This is a genomic window from Candidatus Binataceae bacterium (assembly GCA_035508495.1).
In the GTDB taxonomy this organism is placed as follows: Bacteria; Desulfobacterota; Binatia; order Binatales; family Binataceae; genus JASHPB01.
This window is the reverse complement of record DATJMX010000083.1, coordinates 1-18,469: the sequence shown is the minus strand read 5'-3', so window position 1 is coordinate 18,469 and position 18,469 is coordinate 1. Positions and strand designations below refer to the sequence as shown.

Below are 18,469 nucleotides of genomic sequence, written 5' to 3'. Positions count from 1 at the left end.
TTTCTCACTCCGAGCCGATGCTGTCGCTGCCCTTCTTCGCCATCCCAGGGAGCAACGTGAGGTTTCACCACCATCCAGCGAATCGTATCGACATCGATGATCGCGCAGTTACCTGAGAGCTCCGCGTATTCGCAGGCCACCGTATTCTTGCCGGCGCCGGCAGGACCAGTGAGGATTAAACAGCGCTCCACGGCTCTACATGGAGCGTATATCAGAGCCTATCCAGGCGAACAGCACTCCGAGTAGAAAGAAGAATCGACATGGCTCGCTCCGCCGTCGCGGAAAAGCTTGCACCTGTAGCGGACGGGACTGGGCTCGCATTCGGACATCAAGGGCGACGCTCCGCGCGATGTGTGGCACCGGCCCCTTCGGAGCCTCCAAGATCCCTCGACTGCATTCGGGATGACGGAATTGAAGGCGAGTTGTGATGGAGATGACAGCTAGTCAGCATCGACTCTTAGCGAATCGAGTAGCCGCCGTCGACGTAAACTACCGAACCGGTGACGAAGTCCGAGGCGTGGGAGGCGAGGAATACTGCCGCGCCGGCCATTTCTTCTGGGGTGCCGAAGCGGCCGGCTGGGGTGCGGGTGATTATTTCGTCGTGGAACGGGCCGGATTGAGCGGCGGCCGTCATGTCGGTCGTGATCCATCCGGGAACGATCGCGTTGACCTGGATATTTTTGCGCGCGAGCTCGATCGCCATCGTCTTGGTCATCTGGACGAGGCCGCCCTTCGAGGCCGAGTAGGAAATGACGAAGCCGCCGCCGAAGCGCGCGTACTCGCTCGCGATATTGATGATCTTGCCGCCGCCGCGCCGCGCCATCGCCTGAGCCGCGATCTGCGAGAGGAAAAAGCACGAGTTGAGATTGGTCTCGATAACCTGATCCCAATCCTGCGCGTCGTATTTGAGCATGGGCTTGTTGATCGCCATCCCGGAGTTGTTGACCAGGATCGTGACCGGGCCGAGGCGGCGCTCGACTTCCTCGAAGGCGGGGCGGAGCGTGTCGCGGCGAGTGACATCGAGCTTGAGCGCGATCGCTTTCACGCCGAGCGCCTCGATCTCTCTCAGCACGGCCGCGCCTTTCCCTTCATTGCGCGCGAGGATCGCGATCGCAGAGCCGGCCTCGGCAAGTCCGAGCGCAATGCCACGCCCGATACCGCCATTGCCGCCGGTAACGATCGCAACGTTGCCGGCAAGGTCAAACATCTTTGGCGCCGCCATTCTCTGAACTCCTTAGCGGATGCGGAATCCGCCGTCGGCGATTAGATCAGAGCCCGTCACAAAGCTCGCGGCGCGCGAGGCCAGAAACACCGCGGCGCCGGCCATCTCCTCGGGGTCGGCGAAGCGGCCTGCGGGCGTACGCTGGACCATCTCGGCCTTCACCCAGGCGTATTGCGGATCGTTGCGAATCCAGTCGGTCATGTCGGTCGTGGTCCACCCGGGCGCCAGCGAATTGACCTGGATATTGTGCGGCGCAAGTTCGATCGCGAGGCATCGCGTGAGCTGAAGCATCCCACCCTTGCTTACTCCGTAAGACGGAAAAATCGGGGTGCCCATGTAGCCGCCGATACTCGCGACGTTGATGATCTTGCCGCCGGACTTGCGCGCGATCATCGACTGCGCCGCGTACTTCGAGAGCAGAAAGCATGCGGTGAGATCCGTCTCGAGCACAGCATCCCAATCTTCCTCGGTGTGATCGAGGAGCGATTTGAGCACCGCGAAGCCGGCATTATTGACGAGGATGTCGATCGATCCGAGGCGCTTCTCGACTTCATCGAAGGCGGGCTTGATGCCCTTGCGATTGGAGAGATCGAGCTTCGTCGCCATCGCGCGAGCGCCCATCGCTTCGAGCTCGGCGAGCGCCGCGCGATTGCGCTCTTCGTTGCGGGCGAAGATCGCGACCGTGGCGCCTGCGCGCGCGAGGCCGAGCGCGATCGCGCGGCCGATACCGCCGTTGCCGCCAGTGACCAGCGCCACCTTGCCGCTCAGATCGAACATCTTGAGATCAGCCATTATTGTCTCCTGACCTTTCGTCATCAGCACGGACTCCGCGTTGGACAGTGGAGCCGCGTGACTTCTATATTGGCCTTTCGCGCGTTTGCCCAGAGGATGTCAAAGGGACGCGTGATTCTCCAATCAAAGGATAACTCTCAGGATGGGACTCAGAACCGCTGAACAGTACAAAGCCTCGCTGCGCGACGGGCGTGCGGTTTATTTCCGCGGCGAAAAAGTCGAAGACGTCAACACGCATCCCGTCATCGGCATCGCGGTCGAGCATGCCGCGCTCGACTACAGAATGGCCGACGATCCGAAATATCGCGAGCTGGCCGTCATCAAGGAAGGCAATGACGAGTACAGCCGCTACTTTCATATTCCGCAGAACGGTGACGACCTGCTCAAGCGCAGCCAGCTGATCGCGGCCTCGACGCGCGAAGGCGCGACGCTGGTCGTGCTGATCAAGGAGATCGGCAGCGACGCGCTGCTCGCGCTCAATATAATCGGCGAGCGGATGGCGGCAGCGGGCAAGCCCGAATATCGCGAGCGGATCAAAAAGTACCATCGCCTGTGCCGCGACAACGATCTTGCCGTCGCCGTGGCGCAGACCGACGTGAAGGGCGATCGCTCGCTCGGCCCCACACAGCAGGAGCATCCCGATTACTACGTGCGCGTCGTCGAGGAGCGTCCCGACGGCGTGGTCGTGCGCGGTGCGAAAGTTCACACGTCGGTATCGACCAACACCAACGAGGTGATCGTGCTGCCGACGCGCGCGATGCGGCCGGAGGACAAGGCCTATGCGATCGCGTTCGCGCTGCCGATCAACACGCCGGGGCTCAAGCTCATCGCGAGCCCGCACGGCAGCTCGAAGAAGAACGAGTTCGAGCATCCGATCAGCGCCAAGCACAAGATGATGGAAACGCTGACAGTGTTCGACGATGTATTCGTGCCGAAGGATCGCATCTTCCTGAACGGCGAGTGCGATTTCGCGGGCCTGCTCGCACTCACGTTCGTACGGTTCCATCGCTTCACGGCGGTGTCGTACAAGCTACCTCTCCTCGAAGCGCTTGCGGGAGTCGGTGCGGCCGCGGCGGAAGCCAACGGAATCACACGCGCGGGACACGTGCGGGATAAGCTGACGCATCTGGCGGCCTATCACACGACGGTGCGCGGCTTGATCGAGCACGCGGCGCGGACCTGCACGTATGAAGACGGCATCGCCGTGCCCAACACGCTCATCACGAACGTGGCGAAGTATCATTTCGCGCACAACTATCACGCCGCGGTGCAGGTCGTGCAGGACCTCGCCGGCGGACTGCTCGTCACTGCTCCAGCAGCCGAAGACTTCACCAGCGAAGCGACGCGCGCATACGTGCTGAAGTACATGGGCGGCGCAAAAGGCTTCGACGCGGAAAAGCGGATGCGCCTGCTAAACCTGATCAGCGATCTGACGTCGTCGGACTACGGCGGCTACCAGGAAGTGCTGGCGGTCCACGCCGAGGGCGGCTTCGAAGCGGAGAAGCTCCAGGCGTATCGCGAATACGACTTCAAGACCGTGACCGCGTACGCGAAAAAGCTCGCGGGCATTTAAGAAACCACAAAGACACGAAGACCACAAAGTCAGTCATAATAAGAAGAGCGACGCGCGAGAGCGCGCCGCTCTTCTTTCTTTGTGCCTTCGTGATTCTTCGTGGTGAGTTCTGCTTCCGTCTACTTGTCCGTCCGCAACTCGACCGTGTTGCCATCGGGATCGGTGATCCACAACTGGCGGCCGACGCCCATCCCGGCGGGAGCCTCGAGGAACTCGATGCCCTTTTCTTTGAGTGCGCGCTTGGTCTCCTCGAAGTCCTCGACTTCGAACGCAATATGAGGTCCGAGAGGGTCGGGCTTGCGGCCCAGGCCTTCGCTTGAAATCAAGTGCAGCGCGTTGTCGCCGATCCCGTACCACGCGCCGCCGAAGGGAAAGTTGGGACGCTCGATTCGCTTGAGGCCGACGACGTTTTCATAGAACTCGGTCGACTTGGCGACATCGGTGACGCGAAACGCGGCGTGATTCAGTGACTTGGGTTTCACCATGGGAGCTTCTCCTCGGGGCGATCCGAGTTGATCGTTATACAGCCGCAGAAAAATATTACCACTAAGGTCACAAAGCCACGAAGCGAAGCGGCGCGGACGCCGCTTCGTGGGAAGTCTTTCTTAGTGACCTTTCTGTCTTGAACTTCCTGCCTTTGTGGTGATCTTTTTTTCTTTCCCTCTCAGTCGAAGGCGCTCTCTCCCGTCACGTCACGGCCGAGGATCAGCGTGTGTACGTCGAAGGTGCCTTCGTAGGTGTTCACCGTTTCGAGGTTCAGCATGTGCCGGATGACGGGGTATTCGTTGACGATGCCGTTAGCGCCGAGCATATCGCGGGCGTCGCGCGCGATCTTGAGCGCCTCGTTGACGTTGTTGCGCTTGGCGAACGAGACGTGCTCGGGGCGCATCTTGCCCTGGTCCTTCAGATGCGCCAGGCGCATGCAGACCATCTGCGCCTTGGTGATTTCCGTCAGCATCTTCACGAGCTTGGCCTGGACGAGCTGGTAGCCGGCCAGCGGGCGCGTGAACTGCTTGCGTGACTTGGTGTAATCGAGCGCGCACTGGTAGCACGAGCGTGCGGCGCCGATTGCGCCCCATGCGATTCCGTAGCGCGCCTGCGTGAGGCATCCGAGCGGAGCCTTGAGGCCGCGCGCCTCCGGGAGATGAGCAGTCTTCGGGATTCGCACGTCTTCGAGGATCAGTTCGGAGGTGATCGAGGCACGCATCGAGAATTTGCCGTGGATATCGCGCGTCGAGAAGCCGGGCGTGCCGCGCTCGACGACAAACCCCGTTATACCTTGATCGACCTTGGCCCAGACGACCGCGACGTCGGAGATCGATCCGTTGGTGATCCAGCGCTTGGTGCCGTTGAGAATCCATCCGTCGCCGTCCTTGCGGGCGCGCGTTTCCATCCCGCCAGGATCGGAGCCGTGGTCGGGCTCGGTCAGCCCGAAGCATCCGATCATTTTTCCCTTGGCCATTTCGGGCAAGTAGCGCTGCTTCTGCTCCTCGCTACCGTAAGCATAAATTGCGTACATCGAGAGTGCGCTCTGCACCGAGGCGAACGAGCGCAGTCCCGAGTCGCCCGCTTCGAGCTCCTGCATGATGAGACCGTAGGCGACGTTGTTCATGCCGGCGCATCCGTAGCCCTTGAGATTCGCGCCGAACATCCCGAGCTCCGCCATCTGCGGGATGAGCTCTTTGGGGAACGATTCGCTCGCGAAATGGTTTTCAATCTTCGGGAGAATCTCGCGCCGAACAAATTGTTTGACCGAGTCGCGCGCCATGCGCTCTTCGGAAGTCAAAAGATCGTCGAGATTAAAGAAATCAAGGTCTCTTAATAGATCAGCCATTGCCGACTCCGCTTAAAATTTGAATCACTTCGGGGTTCCAAGGCTCGGGTTGAGGCGCTCTCGAGAGCTTCCGCGACGGGCATCATGGTTAGGTGCGGATGAACGAAGCAGGTTTTCGCGTCTCTTGACCTACGTCGAACCGTCCATCACGCTACTGTAAGGCAGGATGAATCATTTAACACTCCTACTTCTTGCCTCCCTTGTGAGCATCACATAGCCTTATACGTGAAGTCAGTACCATGCACATCGAAACGCTAAAGGTCTTCTGCGACATAATCGAAAGTGGAAGCTTTTCTTATGCCGCGTCGCAAAACTTCGTCACCCAATCGGCAGTCAGCCAGCAGGTCCGGAGCCTCGAGGAGAAATACGATTGCCGATTGATAGAACGCGGTCGAGCGGGAGTCAAACCGACTCCTGCGGGACAAATCCTCTATACCGCCAGCAAAGAGATCGTCCGGCGGTTTCTGGAGCTTGAAAACAAGCTACGCGAGATAGGGTCGGTTGTAGCAGGCTCGATTCGCGTAGGCACAGTCTACAGCGTCGGCCTCCACGAGCTGCCGCCCTACCTGACCGAATTCCTGCGCAACTTTCCGGCGGTCAATGTCCACCTGGAATACCTGCGCGCGAACAAGATTTACGAAGACCTGATCGAGGGCAAGATTGACCTCGGCGTCGTCGCATACCCGGCCAAACGCAGCCAGATCGTCGCCGTGCCGTTCCGCCATGACGAGCTGGTACTGGTCGTACCGCCCGATAATCCGCTGGCCAAAAACAACAAAGTTGCGGTCGGCCAGCTCCAGGGCCAGAAGTTCGTTGGCTACGAGCGCGACGTCGCCACGCGCAAAGCCTCGGACCGAATCCTGCGCGACCATGGCGTCAAGCCGCAGTACGCGCTCGAGTTCGACAATATCGAGACCATCAAGCGCGCGGTCGAGATCGGCCTCGGATGCGCGATCGTGCCCAAGATGACGGTCGAGAACGAAGTCAGCCGCGGCACGCTCAGGATGCTCGAGTTCCAGGAAGGCACCTTCCTGCGCCCGCTTGCGATCATCTACAAGCGCGGTCGTGAGCTGTCGCCGGCAGTGCGCAAGTTTATCGACGTGCTAACGCAGAGCGGCGCGCTGCCCAAGGTTCCGCGCGATCGCAGCGACCGCGCAGCGCGCGAAGCCGAGCGAGCCGCTCGCGAGGCGGAACGCGCAGCACGCGAGGCGGGGCTCGGCGACGGCAAGGGATCGATCGAGAAAGCCGAGAAGCTCGCGTAACGATCTCAATCACACAGAAACGATGAAAACGGCTGGAGCGGCGATGCTCCAGCCGTTTGTTTTCAGACAGGAAGACTCACCACTAAGGACACAAAGGCACCAAGCGAAGCGGCGCGACGCCGCTTCGCAGGAATTTTTTCTTCTTGGTGGCGTTTGTGTCTTTGAGGTTCATGTCTTCGTGGTGATCTTTTTTCTTTCTGCTTAGAGCGGTGGGCGCTTGAAGCCGCCGAGCTCGTGCTCGAGGGCGCGTGCGATTGCGAGCACTGATTCTTCGCCGAAGGCTCGACCGTTCACCTGCACGCCCGTCGGGAGTTTGTTGCGATCGAGGCCGGCCGGCACGACCACGCCGGGTACGCCCGCGCAGTTGCCCCACATCACGGGCCAGTTGGCCTCGTAGAGCGAGTAGTTCTTGCCGTCGATATCGACCTCGAGCGCGCCGTGCTTGAAGGCCGTCGAGCAGAATGGCGGCCCGATGATGATCGGATACTTTTCCATGAACTCGGCGAGCTGGACGCGCCAGGCGTCGCGACGCAACGCAATCAGGAAATAATCGGAGGCGGATTTCTCGCCCGACGAGCCACCCATTTGCGCCTTCAATCGGTCGCGGAACGTATGCTCATGGCCGGCGAACAGCGCCTGCATCAGCTTGCCCCCGTCGGCCATCGCGTATTGCCACCAGATCTCCGGCCCCTCGTCGATCGGGGGCTTTACTTCATCGACGGGGACACCGAGCTTCTGCAGCGCCTTGCCCGCGCGCTCGACCGCAGCGCGAATATCGGAATCGACCGGAGTGCCGCAAGCGGCGGTGAACAGCGCGCAGCGTAGTTCCTTGATATTCACCTGCTCGGGATGCGCTTCCGGCGTGGGCACCGTGTGCGGCGAGCTCGGATGGGCGCCGCGCACGATGTTGTAGGCGAGCGTGAGGTCGTCGACATAGCGCGCCATCGGTCCGATCGTCGCCATGTGCGCTACAGGAGGCGGAGCGGCGGGTCCCGGCGACATGTGCCCCGCGCCAGGAATCGTTCCCCATGAAGGTTTGAGGCCCGTCACACCGCAGAAATGCGACGGCACGCGGATCGATCCGCCGTAGTCTGAGCCGAGTCCGAGCGCCGCCATCCCGCTTGCGAGTGCGGCCGCCTCGCCACCGCTCGATCCGCCGGGGACGCGCGAATGATCCCACGGATTATTGGTTTGCCCGAACAGCGGGTTGTCGCAGTCGTAATCCATCGTCAGTTCGGGGGTGTTGGTCTTGCAGATTATGATCGCGCCGGCAGCGCGCAATCGCGCGACCGTGGGCGCATCGTAAGTGGCGACGTGATGCTCAAATTTTTTCGTGCCCCACGTCGAGCGAATGCCCTCGGTGATGATCGAGTCCTTGATCGTTATCGGCAGACCCTCGAGCGGGCGCACCTCACCTTTGCCGCCGAGCCGGTTGTCCGAGTCCTCGGCCTCGCGCGCCGCGCGGTCCTCGACGAGCGTGACGACAGCGTTGATACCGTGGTTGAGCGATTCAATTCGCTCGATGAATGTGTCCGTCAACTCGACCGCGGAAATCTCGCGGCTCTTGAGCATCGCCAGCAGGCGATAAGCCGGCGCGAAAGCCAGATCGTCAGAGATTGGCATGGGGAACTCCTTACCATTCAAGGGTTAGCATCGGCGGCAAGGTATTGCACGCGACGGAGGAGAGGCGCCGCGACCGACCTCCGGATCGTTCCAGACATCAGGCGAACCACAAAGTTCACAAAGGACACGAAGTAGAAGTGGCGCGGCACCGCTTCTATACAGGTTCTTTCTTCGTGCCCTTTGTGTCTGATGTGGTTAGTTCTGGATTCTGCTGGCCGACGCGGAGGTTTTATCGGGCGTCGCCGGCGCGGGGGTGCCGGGCTGCGACTGAAAGCCGGCGGCCAGGTCACTTTCGATCATGATCCGGATCGTGACGACCGCGCCCGAATCGAACTTCGCGCGCTTCGGTCCAAAGAATCCCATCCATGCGAGCCAATACTTCTTCGGAATCCGCTCGATCATGAAATCCCGCACCGCGGGGTCGTTGACGAATTCGGCTTTGCCAATAAACGCAGGCCCCGAGCGTGAGCCGATCCAAATGAGCACCGGACTGCCGCGCCGGATACGCCGCGCTTTCCAGCTCGTGCTGTTGGTATCGATAAGGATCTCGCCGTCCGGCTTACCGATGAACCATACCGGGACAGCGCGGCTCTGGTTGCCGTCTTTGCGCACGGTGGCAATGTAGATATAGCTCGCGCCCGAAAGCGCATCGAAATCGCGCTGCGAAGCCGATGCGGCCGTGAGCGTGCTGGCGGTGACGATCGCGCATAGCGCAGTTGCGATTGAGATGATGTATCTCGACGCTTCAATCATCGCATTGCCCTCCTCCACTTTTTTGGCGGATAGTGTTCGACGCTCAGTGTTCGACGATAACTTAACTAGGCGGGATGATTTCGCGAGTCAAGCGAGCCTGATCGAAGGGCTTGTGACGCTGCGGGTCGTCCATGTATCGTCCGCGATAGCGCGCGGCTCTGGCGAGTCGTGCCAAAATCAAGCGATGTCGACGCTGCCAGCAAAGAGATGAGTACCAGGCTCCGGCTCAAAGGTGCGCCACGTGCGCGCAAGCCGCGGGGCTCGGGCCACGAGCGGCGCGGCGAGATTTTGACCGCCGCGCGCCAGATGTTCCTCAAGGAAGGTTACGAAAATTTCACCACGCGCAAGCTCGCCGCGCGCGTCGGCCTGTCGCAGACGGGCCTCTACGTTTATTTCAGGAGCAAAGACGAGATCCTCGACGCCGTATGTCACGCCACCTTCGACGGCCTCGCTGAACAGTTTCGCGCTGTGGCCCAAGGACTCGACGCTTCGCCACGTCATCTGCGCCAGTTGATTGAGGCGTACATCGACTTCGGCCTAGCTCATCCAGACGAATACCAACTCACGTTCATGGCGGGGCGCGGCGCGCCGAAGTTCACGCATCGCAAGAATCCCAAGTTGCCCCTCGAAGTGCAGGGCATCGGCATGAAGTCGTTTCTCCTGCTGCGCGACGCTGTGGCGCGGATGATCGCGGCGGGTTCGCTCAAGGATGGCGAGATGACCGTGATCGCGCAGACGATATGGACGGCGGCACACGGGCTCGTGTCCCTCATGATCGCACGGCCCGGCTACCTGCTTTCCGAGCGCCGCGCACTCATCGACGCCTTAGTAGATACTCTCCTCACCGGCTTGCAAGGCTCGAATCTCTCGATTAGAAAACACTCATAACTGTTCGCTGAACATATTGTGCTCGCCGCGTCGTGAGCTGGGTGTTCTATCTCGGAGGATTGCCATGGCCGATACTGCTTCCAAAGCTGCGCCGATGCGCGCCGTGACGTTTGATAACAACGCGCCCAGCAAATTCGTCCTGCGTGAATTTCCGCGGCCCACACCTGGTCCGGGCGTTCCGGTAATCAAAGTCGCGAGCTTCTCACTCAATCGTGGCGAGGTTCGCACTGCGCTCACCAACGCTCAGAACGGAGCGCGCTTCGGATGGGATATCGCCGGCACTATCGCCGAGTCCGCGACCGACGGCGCCTGGCCGCCTGCCGGCACGCGCGTTGTCGCGCTCGATCCCGGCGGCGGATGGGCCGAATTCAGCGCCGTGCCGACGCCTTTTCTGGCGACGCTTCCCGATTCCGTCAGCTTCGCGCAGGCGGCGACACTTCCGGTCGCCGGATTGACGTCATTGCACGCGCTCGCAAGGGGCGGTGATCTTTCCGGCAAGCGCGTGTTGATAAATGGAGCGCGCGGCGGTGTCGGCAGCGTCGCATGTCAGATCGCGCGTCACATGGGCGCGCACGTCGTCGCCGCGATTCGCGATGAAGGTCACGAAGCGTTCGTGCGCAGCATGGGCGCCGATACCGTCGCGGTCGGAGCGAATCTTTCCGGAGCGCGAGCGCACGCACCGTTCCATCTGATCCTGGATTCCGTCGGCGGCGCTTCGCTGGGCGCCGCGCTCACGATGCTCGCGCCGGGCGGGACGTGCGTGCTCTTCGGCGTGAGTGAGTCCGAGACAGTCACCTTCGACGCCGGCACGTTTTATCGCACCGGGGGCGCGACTCTCTATGGCGTCACGCTTAGGCACGAATTTCAGCGCGAGATGCCGGCGGCAAAGCTCGCGCAGCTCGTCGCGATGACGGCCGAGGGCAAGCTCAAGGCGCCAATCGAGCTCGAAGCATCATGGACCGAAGTTGCCGATATCGCGCGCAAGCTGATTTCGCGCGACTATTCCGGCAAAGCCGTCCTGCGCATCTAGCTTGGAAAGAATCGGCGCGGCTTATTTGCCGAGCTGGCTGAGGCGCTCGCGATCGAATCCAGCGATGATTTCTTTGCCCGCGATCACGAGCGGACGCTTTAGCAGATTCGGATCTTTCGCCATCAGCGCGATCGCATCATCAGGTGTGAGCGACTTCCCGGCGAGTCCCATCGCCTTGTAGGCGGGACTGCGCGTGCTGAGGAACTCGCGCGGATCGCGATCATGAAAGATCTCGCGCAGCTCGTCGGCACTGAGCGGTGCCTTGGCGTAATCACGCTCGTCGATCTCGATACCCTTGAGATTGCGCACGAACACGCGTGCGTTGCGGCACGTAGTTCAGGTGGATTTGTAAAGGAACCGAACCCGCTTCATGAATGAAAGTATTTTCCAAGTGAGGCTCGCGGGCAAGCGACGACGACGCGCCTGTTGCATGCTCAAGATGAGCGCGAACTCGACGGTTTCAAGCGCCTGCCACTTCAAGGCGAGACAGCAAAAACACTCGCCACAAAGGGCACGAAGACACTCAGCCGGCCAGGATCTCCGAATAGAGGCTGGCTGGCACGTGCGGCGCGCGCGATTCTTCGCGTGCGCCGCAGCTAACGATTACTCGATGCTCGTGCTGGCGGGGCCGCTGCCGTGATCCAGCGGCTGGCCGGAGCCGGTTGACGGAGAGGACGAGCCCACCGTCGTCGGCGGCAGCGGCTCGATCGGCGCGACGTTCGAGCTCGCCGACGACGATCCGCCCGCAGCGGGGTTGACCGGGGGCGGCGTCGCGGTCGGGCCGCTGAAGTTAATCGGCTGCTTGCCCGCGACCATCTGCGGCGTTAACACATAGTCACCGCCGAGCGAGCTGCGCCACACAGTATTCGCTGCCTGGGTGTTTCCGGCGGTGACGAGATAGGTGCCGCCACCGATGATCCCGCCGAGCAGCGCGTAGGTCAGCTTGGCCGGGATGTAGAGCACGTTGCCGAACAGCGCTCCCGCGCCATAGCCGGCGCCGGGCCAGTTGACGCTGTTTTGATCGGGTTGCGGCACCTGCGCATTCGGTTGCGCCTGTCCCACCGTTTGCGCTCCGGCGATACCGCCGAGCGGTGCGAGCGTCGCGACGATCAACGCCGCCGACGCGAATACCGCGAGTTTGGTTTTAAACGTTTTCTCCATGACGATTACCTCCGCCCCCTTCCTCCAAAAAAAATTATTCGGTCTTCACCACCGCATCGCCAGGCAACAGGTTCATCAGGTGTGCAAAAGCGCGTGCGAGATAGGCTTCATCCTTGGACTCGAGCGTGAGCTTGACGCGATATTCCGGATGTCCGATGCGCGGATACGAGCCCAGCATCAGCTCGGGAAACTCCCGCATACAGGCGTTCAGATGCTCCGCCAGCACGTCCTCGTGCGCGCTCGAGTAAATCGCGCGCATGAAGTACGGGTCGGTCGCAAAGCGGGCCTTGAGCGAGAAGAGCTTGGCCTCGAAGAGCTGCGGGATTCCCGGCAGCACGTACACGTTTTCGATTTGAACGGTCGGAAAGCGAACGTCGCCGCCTTCGTTGAGAATCGAGCCCTCGGGCACCTCGGCCATCTTGAGGCCTGCCTCGAGCTGCCGATCGCGGAAATGCTCGCGGATGATCCGCTCGAGTAAGGGATGAATTACCAGCTTGCGCCCGAAGGCGCGCGCGACACCCTCGATCGTGACGTCGTCGTGAGTCGGGCCGACTCCGCCCGACGTGATCACGATGTCAAAGTTCTGCGAGCAGTAGGCAACTTCCTGCGCGATGACTGGAAGCTCGTCGGGAATCGTGATGATACGCTGAAGAGCGACGCCGATCTTGCGCAGCTCGCGCGCGGCGAAATAGGCGTTGGAATCCTGCACCTTGCCGGACAGGATTTCATTGCCCACCACCACCAATGCGCAACTGCGTTCCCGCATCGCCAGTAAAACCTCGCCCCACCGCCTGAAGCTATTATCCAAGCGCCGCTTATCAACAGCAAGGTATAGAAGATGTGCAGAATCGGCGACTTGAGGTGAATAATTTGCATTTCGGCGGACTGCTCGCCCGCATCTGTCGCCGTATCAGCGCTGTGCTACGATGCTTCGATTCATATGCGAGCGCTGCGCTTCCTCTTACTGGTCTGCGTGAGCCTTGTGGTCGCGGCCTCGATTGCTATCGCCGGCGCGACCGGAAAGCTCAAGCTTGATGTCATGGGCGATATCGGCGCGGGCGCCATGAACACCGCGCAAATCATGGCGGCGGGGCATCAAGTTGGCCAGATCGCGCCGGGCGCGACCGTCGATCTGCCGCCTGGTGATTATTCGGTCGTGCTGCCGATTATCGGCGGCCATATCGTCAAGAACGGCGTCACGATCGAGGCCGGGCGCACGCACACGCTGCTCATCACCGACGTGGCCGTGATGAAGGTCAGCGCCAAGGATCGCACAGGCAAGGACCCCGGCTTCCAGGTCACCGTCACCGACTCGAATCCGCCGCACGCCAAGGTCGCAGCCTTCGTCACGGGCGACAAATACCTTTTTGCCCCAGCTCTGGTAGATGTGAGAGTCGAAGCCCCACCGCAGGGCTACGATTGGCACGCGCTCGAGCTCAAACCGGGTCGGCAGGCGTTTCTATCCTTGGATGAAGTCGTGCCCGCCCAGCTCGATATCCAGACTGTGCTCGGCAAGATTCCGATGAACGATTCGACGCGCGTCGTCGTCCTGCGCGCGGGCACCCAGTCCCAGGTCCAGGCCAGCGACCCCGGCACGATCCATCGCTTCAAACTTGACCCGGGCGACTACGACGTTTATGTGGAGAACCGGACCGGCAAGGGCAAGCCGTACACCACAATGGATGGAATCCATCTTGATTCCGGCGCCAAGGTGGAACGTACCGTCCCACTCGACTAGAAAGAGGTAACGATGGCATCCGAACGTCAACGAGAAATCAAGCGCCGCCGCAAGCGTCGCGAAAAACGCATCAAGGCCGCAATCCGCGTCGCACGCAAGGGCAGCAAGAAAAAGCGCGCGTAGCACAGATCGAATCGAACGCGCATCGGTGCGACGCACCGGTGCGTTTTCTGCCCAGGAGGGCATCACGATGGCTTACGAGACTATTCTCTATGAGGCCGCCAACGCGGTCGCGACGATTACGCTCAATCGCCCGGCCAAGATGAACGCCTACACCGCGACGATGGGCTGGGAGATGTACGACGCGATCGCACGCGCCGACTCCGATCCCGAAGTGCGCGTCATCGTGATGACGGGGGCGGGCGACCGCGCCTTCTGCGCCGGCGCCGACATGTCCATGTTCAACGACAATATCAAGGCCCGCGAAGGCAACGCGGAGCAGCGCAGCGAGCATCGCGAGCGCGGCGGCTCATTGCCCGGCCTGATGCGCAATCTCAGCAAGCCCTCAATCGCCGCGATCAACGGCTACGCGCTCGGCGTGGGATGCACGCTGACGCTGCTGTTCGACATCCGCATCGCGTCGGACAACGCCAAGATGGGCGTGATCTTTCCGCGCGTCGGCCTGATGAGCGAGTTGGGCTCGAGCTATCTGATGCCGAAGCTGATCGGCCTCTCCAAAACGGCCGAGATGATGCTGACCGGGCGCCAGTACACCGCTCAGCAGTGCCTCGAGATGGGCCTCGTGAGCCAGGTCGTGCCGGCGACGCAATTCAAACAGACGACGCAGGAACTTATCAACGATGTCCTCCAGTGCTCGCCGTTTTCGCTGATGATGACGCGGCGCGCGCTCTACCAGGGCCTCGAAGGCACGCTCGAAACGGCGATGAGCTTTGAGATGTTCGCGCTCGAGAAGTGCTATACCAGCGCCGAGCACAAGGAATACGTCACTGCATTCCTGGAAAAGCGCAAGCCGGATTTCGGCAAGCTCAAGAAGAAGTAGGCGACGCGCCCCGGCGCATCCCGCCTCTTGACCGACTGGATGCGCCGATACATAACTTACTTAGTAGCCTTTATCACGTATCGATTCTGGCTCGCTCTGAACGTCCCTCGCCTCAGACTTGGCAAGGACTTATAAGGATTAAGATCGGGTGCCGCGAGGGCATCCGCTCACTCCATAGTTAACGACACAGGGGAAAAAAATGGCACTTCATATTGGCAGCGTCGCGCCAGACTTTACGCAGGAATCGACCGAGGGCTCGATCAACTTCCATCAGTGGATCGGCGACAAGTGGGCGATTCTCTTCTCGCATCCGAAGGATTTCACCCCGGTATGCACCACTGAACTCGGCACCGTCGCGCGGCTCAAGCCCGAGTTCGACAAGCGCAACATCAAGGCGATCGGCGTCAGCGTCGACGACGTAAACTCACACAAGAACTGGATCAACGACATCGAAGAGACCCAGCACGTGAAGATGAACTTCCCCGTGCTCGGCGACTCCGACAAGAAAGTCGCCAAGCTCTACGACATGATCCATCCGGAATGGAACGACACGCTCACGGTGCGCTCGGTCTTCGTTATCGACCACAACAAGAAGATCCGGCTCATCCTGACCTATCCTGCCAGCACGGGCCGCAACTTCCAGGAAATCCTCCGCGCGATCGATTCGCTGCAGCTCACCGACAAGCATCAGGTGGCGACGCCCGCCGACTGGAAGAAAGGCGACGATTGCATCATCGTGCCGGCACTCCAGGATCCCGAAGTGATCAAGCAGAAGTTCCCCAAGGGCTACAAGACTGTGCGCCCCTACCTGCGCATCACGCCCTACCCCGGCGAGTAATCGCGGACAGCGAAGCAATCAAAAGCGGGCGCTCGAAGAAATCGAGGGCCCGTTTTCTTTTTGCAGGGTGAGCGCGTTCGCGCTGCTCACTCCGCTCACCATGACGGATTGGACGGGCCGCTAGTCAGCGACATGAGCACCCCGGGCATTTCTTCACAAACTCTGAGCCGAGGCTGCCGGAGTCGAAGGATCTCGGTGGCCCCGAAGGGGCTGGTTCCGGACATGGGGCGCGATAGCGCCCTTTATTTGGCAATAAGGAAGGTGCTTCGCGCGATGTCTGGCACCGGCCCCTTTGGGGCTCCAAGGTCCCTCGACTTCGCTCGCGATGACAGCCAGTTGACAGTCTTAGGATTTTAAGTGGGACGCTTGCGCTACTATGTTCTCAGGGCGACCCCGCTATGCGTTGTAAGTAGTGCGGCGGCGCTTCAGGTCGTTGCCTAGCGAGGCTTGGAATTCGAGGCCGAGGAGCTGGCGCATCTTGGGCGTCGCTCGCGCCAGCACCTCGGCGCTGACCTTGCCGATGTCGGATTCCATCGGATGAATGATTTTCATGCCGTAGTTGACGAGCATCGACACGCGCGGCGCTTCGGTGTGATTCTGGCCCGTGTCGTGCCACAGCAGCCCGTGCGAGACGATCGCGCTGCCGGCATTGCCGGTGATCGTCAGCGCCTCGCGCGCGAAGGCCGCCGGATCGGGAAACGCGCAACGGAGCTGGCTTCGCGGCACGACCATCGTCGCGCCATTGTCGGCGGTGAAATCTTGCATCAGCCAGATAACCTGGAGCATCAGCGCCGGCCGTACCGTGAACGGCCCGCGCATCGCCCAGTACGGGTAATCGACATGCGCGCCCATCTCGATCGCGCCCGGCTCAAGGATCCGCGCCGCGTATGAGCTGAGCGTCATGTCGTCGCCCAGCATCGCCTCGGCCACCGCCATTATCGCCGGATGCTGCACCAAGCGCTCGAAAATCTCGCCGCGCTCGAGCAGGCCGCGAATCGTCCGTTGGCGTGTTTTCGGATTGCTCGAGGGCGCGCCCGGAACGAGCGCGACGTTTTCGCCGTCAAGCAGCAGCTCGCGGGCGGCGTGCGCCTGGTCGCGGCTGATCAGGTCCGGCAGCAGTGCGAAGCCGTTGCCATCGATAAGTTCGTTCGCAACTTCGGATCCAGAATTCATGGTGATAAGCTCGATGCGTCCGACCGTACCACGCCGCGATCGTGACAAAAAGCCGTGCAACGTCTGGTCGCGGTTGTAGCGCTATCCGGCGATCCCGCGTTTCAGACTGGAATGATTTTCCACATCATATCGCGAAGCGAATGTGACGCTGCCCGCTCGGCAGGCACCTACAAACCGGCGTCACTTGCTACCGAGGGCTTCGTCCACTGCTCAACGCGTGAGCAGATCGTCGAAACGGCGAATCTCTTTTATAAAGGCCGCCGTGACCTCGTCCTGCTCTGCATCGAAGAGAAAAAGCTGGTGTCGCCGCTGAAATTTGAGGCACCTGCGGCCGGTCCGACCCGCTCGTCAAAAAGATTTCCTCATATTTATGGCCTAGTTAACCTCGATGCGGTCGTCTCGATCATCGATTTTCCCTGCGCAGAGGACGGGTTGTTCACCCTTCCGGGCGAGCTTGGCCGCTCGTAGCATCATTGAAACGTCGTGTGACAGTTTGAGAGCGCATTTGACGGACTGATGCGAGGGTCTTGCGATACGACGTGCAAATGCGTTGCAATTTGCACCTAGCTGAAAAAGGGGCGTCCAAGTAGCGTGCCTGATATCAAACTAACGCACCTCAAATGGGGACCGTTTCCGCTCACTCGCGAAAACGTCGATTCTCTTCTGTGGTTCGTCTCGCCCGGCACTTACGCGCTCGGCAAGATGAGTTCCAAGGGCGTGATGGAGATCGAATACGTCGGCCGCGCCGACGACAATCTCAACAAGCGCCTCAAGGAGCATATCGGCCGATACTCGTATTTCGCGGTGACCAAGCACGCCTCGCCGCACGAGGCGCACGAGCACGAGTGCCGCCTCTACCACGACTTCGGCCCGCCCGATAACGCGGGCCATCCGCGCCCCCCCGAAGGCGACGCCGGCGCCTGCCCGCATTGCGCCCCGATGTGAACTGGCCCTTAACCCGAAGGCACTAAGTCAGAACCTTATCGAAGCGGCGCTGCGTCGCTTCGCTAGGTGTCCTGGTGCCCTCGGTGGTGAGTTCTGCCGCTCTCAAAGAGCCGGCGCAGTTGACTGCCATCTACGCCGTCAGTCCAAGCTCGGCCTGCCCCCTCCATCATTTCGAGCGGAGTCTGCGCAGTCGAGAAATCTTTGGTGTCCCCCAAAGGGGCCGGTACCAGACATCGCGCGCAGCGCTGTCAATTATTTATGCCGAAAGCAGGGCCAGCGGCGTCCGAAAGAGCAGTCGAAACCAGGCGAACGATCAGCAGCGCGAGGGAAGAACCCGAACACGAGGATCCTGAGCCAGAGCGGCGCATCGCGGCGGAACCCCGGCCGCCAGAACTCGCGAAAACGCTGCCGCTCATTCGAGCCGGTCTCTCATGTCGCAGGTGGTTGTCAACGGCAAGCACCAGTGCGACGCTCTCGCGATGCGAAACCCTACGAAGTCACGGTTGAAAAGACCGGCTACGAGCCTGACCACAGCATCATCCATATGTCAATTCCCGGTCACAATCAGTCAGTTTTGGGCCGTCGCCGAATCTGCGCCAGCGATTGCTTCGATGAAGTACGACACAAGCTCACAAGA

Annotated in this window: 18 protein-coding genes and 1 pseudogene; 9 read left to right on the top strand and 10 right to left on the bottom strand. The window is 60.9% G+C overall.

The features are described 5' to 3' along the window. Positions 1-457: 457 nt before the first annotated feature. Complete coding sequence (locus tag VMA09_23595) at positions 458-1,222, bottom strand: glucose 1-dehydrogenase (protein HUA36608.1); 765 nt, start codon at positions 1,220-1,222, stop codon at positions 458-460. Positions 1,223-1,234: 12 nt separating this feature from the next. Then, entirely contained in the window at positions 1,235-2,014 is a 780-nt protein-coding gene (locus VMA09_23590; protein ID HUA36607.1) for a glucose 1-dehydrogenase, read from the bottom strand. A gap of 142 nt (positions 2,015-2,156) precedes the next feature. Here VMA09_23590 and VMA09_23585 point away from each other — a divergent pair, with 142 nt between their 5' ends. Then, entirely contained in the window at positions 2,157-3,587 is a 1,431-nt protein-coding gene (locus VMA09_23585) for a 4-hydroxyphenylacetate 3-hydroxylase N-terminal domain-containing protein (protein HUA36606.1), read from the top strand. A gap of 119 nt (positions 3,588-3,706) precedes the next feature. Here the strand turns inward: VMA09_23585 and VMA09_23580 are convergent, their stop codons facing one another. Both VMA09_23580 and VMA09_23575 read right to left on the bottom strand, forming a co-directional pair. Further along, the gene (locus VMA09_23580) at positions 3,707-4,072 is read right to left on the bottom strand and encodes a VOC family protein (protein HUA36605.1); all 366 of its coding nucleotides are present in this window, start codon (positions 4,070-4,072) and stop codon (positions 3,707-3,709) included. A gap of 179 nt (positions 4,073-4,251) precedes the next feature. After that, the gene (locus VMA09_23575; GenBank protein ID HUA36604.1) at positions 4,252-5,421 is read right to left on the bottom strand and encodes an acyl-CoA dehydrogenase; all 1,170 of its coding nucleotides are present in this window, start codon (positions 5,419-5,421) and stop codon (positions 4,252-4,254) included. A 239-nt stretch (positions 5,422-5,660) separates the two neighbouring features. Here VMA09_23575 and VMA09_23570 point away from each other — a divergent pair, with 239 nt between their 5' ends. Further along, the gene (locus VMA09_23570) at positions 5,661-6,683 is read left to right on the top strand and encodes a LysR substrate-binding domain-containing protein (GenBank protein ID HUA36603.1); all 1,023 of its coding nucleotides are present in this window, start codon (positions 5,661-5,663) and stop codon (positions 6,681-6,683) included. Positions 6,684-6,884: 201 nt separating this feature from the next. Here the strand turns inward: VMA09_23570 and VMA09_23565 are convergent, their stop codons facing one another. Beyond that, positions 6,885-8,306, bottom strand: coding sequence for an amidase (locus VMA09_23565; GenBank protein HUA36602.1), 1,422 nt, complete (start codon positions 8,304-8,306; stop codon positions 6,885-6,887). Positions 8,307-8,501: 195 nt separating this feature from the next. Next, positions 8,502-9,059, bottom strand: a complete 558-nt coding sequence (locus VMA09_23560) for a pyridoxamine 5'-phosphate oxidase family protein (protein HUA36601.1) — start codon at positions 9,057-9,059, stop codon at positions 8,502-8,504. A gap of 207 nt (positions 9,060-9,266) precedes the next feature. Between VMA09_23560 and VMA09_23555 the strand changes: the two genes are divergently transcribed. Together VMA09_23555 and VMA09_23550 are read left to right on the top strand one after the other, a co-directional pair. Then, on the top strand, positions 9,267-9,947 hold the full coding sequence (locus VMA09_23555) for a TetR/AcrR family transcriptional regulator (GenBank protein HUA36600.1): 681 nt from the start codon (positions 9,267-9,269) through the stop codon (positions 9,945-9,947). Between the two features lie 64 nt (positions 9,948-10,011). Beyond that, positions 10,012-10,977 carry a zinc-binding dehydrogenase gene (locus VMA09_23550; protein HUA36599.1) on the top strand — a complete coding sequence of 322 codons (966 nt, stop codon included), beginning with the start codon at positions 10,012-10,014 and terminating at the stop codon, positions 10,975-10,977. A gap of 21 nt (positions 10,978-10,998) precedes the next feature. Here VMA09_23550 and VMA09_23545 read toward each other — a convergent pair. From VMA09_23545 to VMA09_23535, 3 genes and pseudogenes are all read right to left on the bottom strand, one after another. Next, positions 10,999-11,301: pseudogene (locus VMA09_23545) on the bottom strand (ArsC/Spx/MgsR family protein). Positions 11,302-11,580: 279 nt separating this feature from the next. Then, entirely contained in the window at positions 11,581-12,138 is a 558-nt protein-coding gene (locus tag VMA09_23540) for a hypothetical protein (protein HUA36598.1), read from the bottom strand. 34 nt (positions 12,139-12,172) lie between these two features. After that, positions 12,173-12,904 (bottom strand): competence/damage-inducible protein A, encoded by a 732-nt coding sequence (locus VMA09_23535; protein ID HUA36597.1) that lies wholly within the window; start codon positions 12,902-12,904, stop codon positions 12,173-12,175. Positions 12,905-13,078: 174 nt separating this feature from the next. On the opposite strand from VMA09_23535, the gene VMA09_23530 reads away from it, so the two are divergent. The 3 genes from VMA09_23530 (at position 13,079) to VMA09_23520 (ending at position 15,714) form a co-directional block, all read left to right on the top strand. Then, the gene (locus tag VMA09_23530) at positions 13,079-13,876 is read left to right on the top strand and encodes a hypothetical protein (GenBank protein ID HUA36596.1); all 798 of its coding nucleotides are present in this window, start codon (positions 13,079-13,081) and stop codon (positions 13,874-13,876) included. A gap of 190 nt (positions 13,877-14,066) precedes the next feature. Then, positions 14,067-14,876: an enoyl-CoA hydratase-related protein gene (locus VMA09_23525; GenBank protein ID HUA36595.1), complete on the top strand. Its 810-nt coding sequence runs from the start codon at positions 14,067-14,069 to the stop codon at positions 14,874-14,876. A gap of 199 nt (positions 14,877-15,075) precedes the next feature. Further along, the gene (locus tag VMA09_23520) at positions 15,076-15,714 is read left to right on the top strand and encodes a peroxiredoxin (protein HUA36594.1); all 639 of its coding nucleotides are present in this window, start codon (positions 15,076-15,078) and stop codon (positions 15,712-15,714) included. Positions 15,715-16,110: 396 nt separating this feature from the next. On the opposite strand, the gene VMA09_23515 is transcribed toward VMA09_23520, so the two are convergent. Further along, a complete protein-coding gene (locus VMA09_23515; GenBank protein ID HUA36593.1) occupies positions 16,111-16,887 on the bottom strand; it encodes a phytanoyl-CoA dioxygenase family protein in 777 nt (258 codons plus the stop codon). 54 nt (positions 16,888-16,941) lie between these two features. Here VMA09_23515 and VMA09_23510 point away from each other — a divergent pair, with 54 nt between their 5' ends. Both VMA09_23510 and VMA09_23505 read left to right on the top strand, forming a co-directional pair. After that, positions 16,942-17,355, top strand: coding sequence for a DUF952 domain-containing protein (locus VMA09_23510; protein HUA36592.1), 414 nt, complete (start codon positions 16,942-16,944; stop codon positions 17,353-17,355). A gap of 123 nt (positions 17,356-17,478) precedes the next feature. Further along, a complete protein-coding gene (locus tag VMA09_23505; protein ID HUA36591.1) occupies positions 17,479-17,832 on the top strand; it encodes a hypothetical protein in 354 nt (117 codons plus the stop codon). The last annotated feature ends 637 nt before the right edge of the window (positions 17,833-18,469 follow it).

Bases quoted from the DNA above. Each gene is read 5' to 3' on its own strand.
- VMA09_23520 (HUA36594.1), top strand. From the start codon at position 15,076: ATGGCACTTCATATTGGCAGCGTCGCGCCAGACTTTACGCAGGAATCG.
- VMA09_23555 (HUA36600.1), top strand. From the start codon at position 9,267: ATGAGTACCAGGCTCCGGCTCAAAGGTGCGCCACGTGCGCGCAAGCCG.
- VMA09_23590 (HUA36607.1), bottom strand. From the start codon at position 2,014: ATGGCTGATCTCAAGATGTTCGATCTGAGCGGCAAGGTGGCGCTGGTC.
- VMA09_23565 (HUA36602.1), bottom strand. From the start codon at position 8,306: ATGCCAATCTCTGACGATCTGGCTTTCGCGCCGGCTTATCGCCTGCTG.
- VMA09_23570 (HUA36603.1), top strand. From the start codon at position 5,661: ATGCACATCGAAACGCTAAAGGTCTTCTGCGACATAATCGAAAGTGGA.
- VMA09_23525 (HUA36595.1), top strand. From the start codon at position 14,067: ATGGCTTACGAGACTATTCTCTATGAGGCCGCCAACGCGGTCGCGACG.
- VMA09_23540 (HUA36598.1), bottom strand. From the start codon at position 12,138: ATGGAGAAAACGTTTAAAACCAAACTCGCGGTATTCGCGTCGGCGGCG.
- VMA09_23550 (HUA36599.1), top strand. From the start codon at position 10,012: ATGGCCGATACTGCTTCCAAAGCTGCGCCGATGCGCGCCGTGACGTTT.
- VMA09_23595 (HUA36608.1), bottom strand. From the start codon at position 1,222: ATGGCGGCGCCAAAGATGTTTGACCTTGCCGGCAACGTTGCGATCGTT.
- VMA09_23585 (HUA36606.1), top strand. From the start codon at position 2,157: ATGGGACTCAGAACCGCTGAACAGTACAAAGCCTCGCTGCGCGACGGG.
- VMA09_23580 (HUA36605.1), bottom strand. From the start codon at position 4,072: ATGGTGAAACCCAAGTCACTGAATCACGCCGCGTTTCGCGTCACCGAT.
- VMA09_23530 (HUA36596.1), top strand. From the start codon at position 13,079: ATGCGAGCGCTGCGCTTCCTCTTACTGGTCTGCGTGAGCCTTGTGGTC.
- VMA09_23560 (HUA36601.1), bottom strand. From the start codon at position 9,059: ATGATTGAAGCGTCGAGATACATCATCTCAATCGCAACTGCGCTATGC.
- VMA09_23575 (HUA36604.1), bottom strand. From the start codon at position 5,421: ATGGCTGATCTATTAAGAGACCTTGATTTCTTTAATCTCGACGATCTT.
- VMA09_23535 (HUA36597.1), bottom strand. From the start codon at position 12,904: ATGCGGGAACGCAGTTGCGCATTGGTGGTGGTGGGCAATGAAATCCTG.
- VMA09_23515 (HUA36593.1), bottom strand. From the start codon at position 16,887: ATGAATTCTGGATCCGAAGTTGCGAACGAACTTATCGATGGCAACGGC.